This window comes from Clostridium sp. (assembly GCF_051650885.1).
GTDB lineage: Bacteria > Bacillota > Clostridia > Clostridiales > Clostridiaceae > Clostridium.
Map to the genome: position 1 here is coordinate 1 of NZ_JBOFRG010000142.1, position 8,037 is coordinate 8,037.

The 8,037-nt window shown below is 28.1% G+C and carries 9 protein-coding genes; 7 read left to right on the forward strand and 2 right to left on the reverse strand.

Going from position 1 to position 8,037, the window contains the following annotated elements; all coding sequences use genetic code 11:
- The 7 genes from ACRC28_RS06990 to ACRC28_RS07020 form a co-directional block, all read left to right on the forward strand.
- On the forward strand, positions 1–386 hold a 386-nt coding region (locus ACRC28_RS06990), incomplete at its 5' end, for a DUF4004 family protein (RefSeq protein ID WP_438542731.1).
- 197 nt (positions 387–583) lie between these two features.
- Positions 584–1,516: a coiled-coil domain-containing protein gene (locus ACRC28_RS06995; protein ID WP_438542732.1), complete on the forward strand. Its 933-nt coding sequence runs from the start codon at positions 584–586 to the stop codon at positions 1,514–1,516.
- A gap of 220 nt (positions 1,517–1,736) precedes the next feature.
- Entirely contained in the window at positions 1,737–3,026 is a 1,290-nt protein-coding gene (locus ACRC28_RS07000) for a PTS sugar transporter subunit IIC (protein ID WP_438542733.1), read from the forward strand.
- 13 nt (positions 3,027–3,039) lie between these two features.
- A complete protein-coding gene (locus ACRC28_RS07005; RefSeq protein WP_438542734.1) occupies positions 3,040–4,068 on the forward strand; it encodes a MupG family TIM beta-alpha barrel fold protein in 1,029 nt (342 codons plus the stop codon).
- Between the two features lie 14 nt (positions 4,069–4,082).
- Entirely contained in the window at positions 4,083–4,979 is an 897-nt protein-coding gene (gene murQ / locus ACRC28_RS07010; RefSeq protein WP_438542735.1) for an N-acetylmuramic acid 6-phosphate etherase, read from the forward strand.
- A gap of 48 nt (positions 4,980–5,027) precedes the next feature.
- Entirely contained in the window at positions 5,028–5,873 is an 846-nt protein-coding gene (locus ACRC28_RS07015) for a MurR/RpiR family transcriptional regulator (RefSeq protein ID WP_438542736.1), read from the forward strand.
- A 2-nt stretch (positions 5,874–5,875) separates the two neighbouring features.
- A complete protein-coding gene (locus ACRC28_RS07020) occupies positions 5,876–6,673 on the forward strand; it encodes a TSUP family transporter (RefSeq protein ID WP_438542737.1) in 798 nt (265 codons plus the stop codon).
- A gap of 110 nt (positions 6,674–6,783) precedes the next feature.
- Here the strand turns inward: ACRC28_RS07020 and ACRC28_RS07025 are convergent, their stop codons facing one another.
- Together ACRC28_RS07025 and ACRC28_RS07030 are read right to left on the reverse strand one after the other, a co-directional pair.
- Complete coding sequence (locus ACRC28_RS07025) at positions 6,784–7,389, reverse strand: class I SAM-dependent methyltransferase (RefSeq protein WP_438542738.1); 606 nt, start codon at positions 7,387–7,389, stop codon at positions 6,784–6,786.
- Positions 7,390–7,722: 333 nt separating this feature from the next.
- On the reverse strand, positions 7,723–8,037 hold a 315-nt coding region (locus tag ACRC28_RS07030; protein ID WP_438542739.1), incomplete at its 5' end, for an RNA-guided endonuclease InsQ/TnpB family protein.

Consider the following 8,037-nt stretch of genomic DNA (forward strand, 5'->3'; position numbering starts at 1 on the left):
CAGGAAAACTAAAAGACGGGTATATGACTAGAGAAACCTTAATAGAAAATAAAATAATATCAGAATATATATTAGAAAAATCATCAAAACTAATAGAAAAAAAAGAAAAATACAACAATGAAGAAATACTATATCTAATAGTATTCAACGAAATCCTAAACGAAGGTACACTAGGCATAAAAGAAAGTCTAGAAATAATAGAAAAAATAAAGCAAATATATAAAGAACTACGAGAGGAAGAAACCCTAATAATAAGAAAAAAAGAAAACACAATATTCTACTATCTATCAGGAAGAAAAGAAGAAATACTAAAAGACAACTCAGAACTACTAATAAAAATAAACCTCAACGGAATAAAACAAAAAATAATTCAATTAATTAATTAAAATTTTAAAGAAAAAACTTCAATCAGAACCCCGTGGCCAGGACCAGCTTTCGTAGAAAGCTAGTCCTCACCCGGGGTTCTTGAAAAACTTACCAAAAAGAAAATGAGCCAATCCCAAAAGTAAAATATGATATAATAAGAATAAAAAAAATAGAATAGGACACAATAAAAATAAAAAATGAAACAAAGGTAGAACTAATGGATAAAAAAGAAAAAGTGAAATTAGACCAAGTTTTAAAGTTCCTATTCACCACATCTAATAGAGTTTTAATAAAATTATTAAATGGGTTATTCAACGAAAATTTCAATGAAGATGAAGTAAACATAAGCATTAGTGGAAATGAATTTATAGAAGATAACCTAGATACAATCAAAGGGGATATGTTCTACACTGCATTAAAGAAAAATAATGAAAAAATAAATTATCATATAGAATTTCAAACAAAAAATGATTCAAGTATGGTTATAAGAACCTTTGAATATGGTTTTAAAAAAGCAAAAGAAGAATCTATAAATGAAAAGAAAATGAAAACAATATATTTTCCAAAGCAAAAAGTCATCTTTTTTGAGGAAAATAAAAATATTGAAGATAGCTTGAAAATGAGAATAGTATTTCCAAATGAAAAAGAATATATTTACGAAGTAGAAGTAATGAAATACTGGGAATATACAACAGAAGATTTAATAGCGAAAAAGTTATATCCCTTAATACCATTACAGTTATTTAACCTAAGAAAAGAGTTAAATAAATTAGAAAAAGAAAATAAAGATGAGGACATAAAGAATCTTTCAGAGAAAGCAAAAAGGTTAGCAAAAACCTTAGCAGAAGCATCAAATAAATTATTAAAAGAAGAAGAAATTTATGGAGAAGATTTTCATAAATTATTATTAGGAATACAGAATTTAATAGAATATTTAAATAGAGCATACTTTAAAAGTAAAAAGTTAGAAAAGGAAGTGGAAATAATGACAAAAACTTTATATGATCCTGAAGTAGAAGAAAGAGGGAAAGAAAGTGGTATAGAACTTGCAAAAAAAGTATTTAAATTATTCAATCAAAAGCAAACACTAGAAACAATAGCAAAAGAATGTAACATTACAGTAGAAAAAGTTAAAAAAATATTAGAATAAAAAATACGTGGTAAATCTTAATTGCTGATTTACCACGTATTTTTTGCATTTAACTTTAGCACTATGAAATTTAAGTTCAAAATATAGGAAAAACCAATAAAAATAAAATTAAATTTCATTTAAAAAATAAATAATGAAAACTATTGCAATAAAATTTCTTTAATGTTAATATATGTATATAAAGTAATTAAGTAGAAAAAAGAAAAAGGGAGAGGGAATTATGAATGGAATTATAAAGTTTATTGAGGAGAAAATGGTACCACCATTAATGAAGTTTTCAAGATTGAGATATTTACAGATTTTACAGAAAACTTTCGTATCTACAATGTCATTATTACTTATTGGGTCATTATTTTTATTAGTTGCAGAGTTTCCAGTGGATGCATGGAAAGAGTTTTTAGGACCAGACAAAATTGCATTAATTAAGAAAGCATCAGGTGTAGGAACACAAGTATTTGCGATTTATGTTGCAATTGCAACAGCTTATTATGCAATTATGTATTATAACGATAGGGATGGAGAAACTAAAAAGCTAGATCCAATGCCTATTGTATTATTAACAGCATCAGCATTTTTATTATTATTTCCTATAGAAGCTATGGAAACTGGATCATTTATAAATGTAGGATTTTTAGGAGCAAAATCAGCATTTACAGCAATATTAGTTGCAGCAGGGACAGTAGAAATTTTTAGATTTGTAGTTAAAAGAAATTTAGTTATAAAAATGCCAGAAGGTGTTCCACCAATGATAGTACAAGCATTTATTGCCTTAATACCTTCAACAGTAGTTATACTTTTCTGGTGGTCAGTAAGATGGCTATTTAATATTGATCTACCAAGCATTATATTACAAATGTTTACACCACTTGTATCCGTTAGTGATAGTTTATTTGGAGTAATTTTAATTCCTTTCTTAAATAGAGGGTTATGGTTTGTAGGAATTCATGGAGGAAATGTTGTAGGTTCTATAGCAGATCCAATTTTAAGATCAATGGATGCAACAAACTTAACAGCTGCACAAGCAGGGGAAGCTTTACCACATATTGCAACATTTACTTTCTTTGATCAATATATTTGGATAGGACTTGTACCACTTGCAGTAGCATTAATTCTTTGTAAATCAAAACATTTAAAAGCAATTGGATGGCTAGCATTACCAGCAGCATTATTTAATATAGGAGAGCCATTAAATTTTGGAGTTCCTGTAGTGTTAAATCCATTATTAATGATTCCTAGTATATTAGCATTTGTAGTCATTGCAATAATTGCTTATGGGCTTACAGTAGTAGGAATGATACCGATACCATATATAGGTATACCATGGACAGTGCCAGCACCAATAAAAGCATTTTTAGGAGCTAATGGAAGTTTCACAGCTTTACTATGGGTACTTGCCGCCTGGGTAATTATGTTTATGATTTTCTATCCATTTGTAAAAGCATTAGATAAAAATCATAAAAAAGAAGAAGAAAAAGAAAAAATAGGACAAGAAACAGTGAAAAGTGTTTAATGAGGAGAGCGAAATGTTAGGAATATCAGTTTATTTTCAAGATTTAGATTTAGAGTATATTGAAGAAGTTGCAAAGATTGGTGTAAAAAATATATTCACATCAGTTCAAGTTATAGAGGAAGATTATTCAGATTTTGATGAAAAAATGGAGAAACTTTTAAAGGTGATAGAAAAGTATGAAATGACATTAATTCCAGACATTTCTCCATCAGCTTGTGAAAAGTTGAAAATAGATAATATCTATGAATTGAAAGATAAGGGATTTAAAGCAATTAGAGTGGATGGAGGATTTGAGAAAGTTCAAGAAATAAAAGAATTAGTAGAAAAATTTCTTGTATATCTTAACGCAAGTGATGTAAAGCCTGAATTTTTAAATGAATTAAGAGAAAGTGGATGTGATATGGAACGAATATGTGTTATGCACAATTTTTATCCAAGATATTATACTGGCCTTAATAAAGAGCACATGATTTCAATAAATAAAGGGTTTAAAAAGCAAGGTGTTAAAATAGCTGCATTTGTACAAGGGGATCTAAAACTTAGAGGACCAGTATTTGAAGGACTTCCAACTCTTGAAAAGCATAGAGGTGTAAATCCATATGTTGCAGGAGTAGAGCTTTTAAATTCATATGTTGATCACGTTTATATTGGTGATAATAAAGGAACGCTTGAAAGTTTAAAAAAGTTAAAGTGTTATATGGAAGAAAAGATTTTAACTGTAAAAGTGCACTTGAATGATGAGTATAAAAATTTAGAAAAATTAGAATCACCAATAAGAGGGGATATCCTAGATCATATAATAAGATTGAGATATGGACGAGGAGATATAAAAGAAAATAAAGTATTGAATCCAGTAAAAAGATATAAAGGCGCAATTACAATGGATAATACTTTAAGTGGAAGATATGAAGGTGAAATAAATATATGTAAAGAAAATCTTCAATCAGATGGAAAGATAAATATTATTGGGCACATAAATCCAGAATACTTAGATGTATTAGATTATGTAAAGAGAGATAGTATAATAAGATTTTCTAATTAAGAAAGGAGGGACAAATGAATAAGGTAAATATTGAAGTTTTAGATACGGAAAAGATAAACAGAAATACTGAAAATATAGATATATGTGAGACAAAAGAAATTGTAAGGCTTATGAATGAAGAAGATAAAATGGTAGCCCTAGCAGTAGAAAGAGAAATAGATAATATAACAAAAGCAATTGATCTTGTAGTTGAGGCACTAAGGCTTGATGGAAGAATTATTTATATAGGTGCTGGAAATTCAGGGCGGCTTGCATTTGGAGATGCTTGTGAATGTGTTCCAACTTTTGGAGTAGAGAAGGGTAAGGTAACTTGTGTTTTAGCTGGAGGAACAAATGCTTTAGTTAATGCAAGTGAAGGGGCTGAAGACAATTCAGAGCAAGGAATTTTAGATTTAAAAGAAATAAGTTTAAATGAAAATGATGTATTAATAGGTCTTTCAGCATCAGGAAGAACACCATATGTAAAAAGTGCATTGGAATATGGGAAAAATGTAGTGAAGTGTAGAACTATCTCTATAAGTTGTACCAAGGGTTCAGAAATAGGAGAAAAGACAGAGGTGAAAATAGAAGCAGTCACCGGAGCTGAAGCTATAAATGGTTCTACAAGACTTAAAGCAGGAACAGCTCAAAAAATGATTTTAAATATGATTTCAACAGGTTCCATGATAAAAATAGGAAAAGTATATAAAAATTATATGGTGGACCTTAGCATAAAAAATGAAAAATTAGAGCAAAGAGGAATAAAGATAATTAAAGAAACAACAGGAATAGAAGAAGATAAAGCAAAAGAAATTTTGAAAATATGTAATGGAAAAGTTAAAACAGCAATAGTAATGATTTTAACTAATAAAGGATTTGAAGAATGCACTAAAATGCTAGAAAAAAGCCCTTATGTTAGAGATTATTTATAAGATAAAGGAGCTACATTTTTTGTAGTTCCTTTTTAAGAAGGAGAGAAGATGAAAGTTATTGAAGTAATAAAAGTAAAATATGATAAATTTACAAATAGTGAAAAAAGAATAGGTGATTATATTTTAAAAAATTATAGAGAGTTTATAGAACTTTCAAGCAAAGAAATAGGTGAAAAGACAGATACATCAGGAGCAACTGTAGTTAGATTTTGCAAAAAAATAGAATTAGATGGATTGGATAAATTAAAAATTGAACTTGCAAAAGAAATAGAAAATGAAAGTGAAATTGAAGAAATAGACCCGATTTTACACGAAGATGATTCAGTAAAAGATATTGTAAAGAAAGTATACTCTAATGTTGATATTGCTTTAAAAAGAACATTAGAGCTAATAGATATAGATAATCTAGAGAAAATATTAAAAGAAATAAGAAGAGCAGAAAATATATATATTTATGCAATTGGAGCTTCATCATTATCTGCATATGATTTATATCACAAATTTAATAGAGTAAATAAAAGATGCTTTTTCAATTTCGATGCAAACATGAATTTAGAATTTTCAGCACATACAAATCAGAATGATATAGCTATTGCAATTTCATACAGTGGACAATCTAAAGAGGTGAACTTAGCAGTTGAAAATGTAAAGAAAAATAACACAAAAGTAATTTCAATCGTAAAAGAAGGTGATAGCAAACTTAAAAGTCTAAGCGACTATACCTTAAATATACCTAACAATGAAAAAAGAATAAGAGTAGGGGCAGTATCTTCAAAGTTCTCACAAATGTTCTATGCAGATTTATTATACCTAGGTTCAATAAAAACAGATTTAGATTTGATTTTCAATTATTTAAAAGAAACAAACATTGCAACTAATGATTTAAAGGAGTAAAAATGATATTTTTTTGGATAGCACTAATAGCAACAACAGTTGGAGCACTTGCAGGAATTGGTGGAGGGGTAATTATAAAACCTATTTTAGATTTTGTTGGGGGATATGATGTACAAACAATAAGCTTTCTATCAGCAGTAACAGTATTTTCAATGGCAACTGTTTCCTGTATAAAATATAAAAAAAACAATGAAAAAATAAATAAAAATCAAGCAATATTTTTAGGGATAGGAGGAGTTCTAGGAGGAATTGTAGGAGAGAAAGTTTTAAATGTTTTAATTGCACATATGGAAGAAGCAAGAATAATAGTACTTCAAAATTTAATACTATTAATTCTTATGGTAGGAACATTTTATTATATGAATAATAAAAATAAATTTAAAAGCTATAAAGTAGAAAATATAACAGGATTTTTAATTGTAGGTATAGTACTTGGAGGAGTGTCATCAATGCTAAGCATAGGTGGAGGTCCTATAAATATATGTGTTCTAGCAATGATGTTTTCAATGAGCACAAAGGAAGCTGCAATAAATTCAATAATAATAATTTTATTTTCACAAACAGCTAAACTAGCAACAATAATCATAGAAGGCAAAATTCCAGAAGTAAATTACAACATATTGATACTTATGGTACTCGGAGGCATACTTGGAGGGATATTTGGAAGTACTCTAAATAAAAACCTAAAAGAAAATAAAGTGCTACTAGTATTCAATGGAACATTAATATTTTTAATATGTATAAACTTACTAAACATATACAATTCAATGCCAGTATTAAAAGATTTAAATAAGATTTAAGCAAAAGAAAAAACTAAATTAGAACCCTGTGGTCAGGACCAGCACTTGTAGAAAGTCGGTTCTGACTACAGGCTTTTTAAAAAGACTTAGAAAAAGGAAAATGAGTGAATTTAAATTTTCTTAGCAACTGTAATAAATAAAGAATAAGGTACATTATCTTTCTCTTTAATACCCTTATAAAAAGTATAATGCTCAAGAACTTTAAAATTAGCAGATTCCACAAACTGCAAAAAGTCATCAGTACTAAAGCCATTATGACCATGAAAGTCAGACTCATGACTATGAAAACTTCCATTATCTTTATTAAGATCAACAATACATAAAAAGCCATCTTTACTAAGAAGTTTATTAAACTTAGATAAAATTAATTTAACATCAGAAACATGATGCATAGCCATAGAAGTATAAATAAAATCAACATTAACATCAAGATCATTACAAGTTAAATCTAAACATAAAGGATGAAGATTAGAAACTGGAAAAGCATCAATTTTCTTCTTAACTACATCAATCATTCCCTCAGAAGAATCCACAAGATAAACATCCTTAAATAAAGAACATAAATTAAAAGTCAAAAGACCAGTACCACAACCAAACTCCATAGCAGTACTCAAACTAGAACAATTAACATTCTTCAAAATTTCATCAGCAATAATCTTAGCACGCTCTATTCGTCCATCAGTGTCCCATTCGTTAGCAACCAAATCAAAATTCATAAAAAAACTCCTTTAAAATTAATATTTAAACATAGTATAGCATTTAAATGTTAATAAAATACAAAAATTACATATTCAATTTCTAGTTAAATTAAGAGAAAAGACTTTAATCAGAACCGATACGAAAAATATATACATTTCTATCTAAATGTAGACATTTATACTGTGATACAACTTATATCCTAAGACTTTCGTTTTATATCTTCCTTCTTCAATCTATCTGATTTCGTAATGATAAATCACATACTACTTTCATTTGTTATGATAGTCCAAAGGCTTAAATTCCCCAGTATCGTTAGGTACATATTTAGAATCTATTTTAAGTTAGATATTCTAAATTGAATAACTTGCTAAGTTAATACTTGCATTTAAATCTCTATCAATTTTAAGACCACAAGAACATTTATACACTCTATCTTTAAGTCGTAAATCTTTTTTGATATTTCCACAACAAGAACATTTTTTTGATGAAGGATACCATTTATCTGCTTCTACAAACTCTATTCCGTACTTTTTGCACTTATACTGAATTTGTCTTTTAAACTCATATAAGCATTGCTCTGCAATAGCTTTCGCTAGGTGTTTATTCTTCATCATATTTTTGATATTAAGAGTTTCCATTACAATTTTGCTAGGCTTGGTTTTCAC

Bases quoted from the DNA above. Each gene is read 5' to 3' on its own strand.
- ACRC28_RS07015 (WP_438542736.1), top strand. From the start codon at position 5,028: ATGAAAGTTATTGAAGTAATAAAAGTAAAATATGATAAATTTACAAAT.
- ACRC28_RS06995 (WP_438542732.1), top strand. From the start codon at position 584: ATGGATAAAAAAGAAAAAGTGAAATTAGACCAAGTTTTAAAGTTCCTA.
- ACRC28_RS07000 (WP_438542733.1), top strand. From the start codon at position 1,737: ATGAATGGAATTATAAAGTTTATTGAGGAGAAAATGGTACCACCATTA.
- ACRC28_RS07005 (WP_438542734.1), top strand. From the start codon at position 3,040: ATGTTAGGAATATCAGTTTATTTTCAAGATTTAGATTTAGAGTATATT.
- ACRC28_RS07025 (WP_438542738.1), bottom strand. From the start codon at position 7,389: ATGAATTTTGATTTGGTTGCTAACGAATGGGACACTGATGGACGAATA.
- ACRC28_RS07020 (WP_438542737.1), top strand. From the start codon at position 5,876: ATGATATTTTTTTGGATAGCACTAATAGCAACAACAGTTGGAGCACTT.
- murQ (WP_438542735.1), top strand. From the start codon at position 4,083: ATGAATAAGGTAAATATTGAAGTTTTAGATACGGAAAAGATAAACAGA.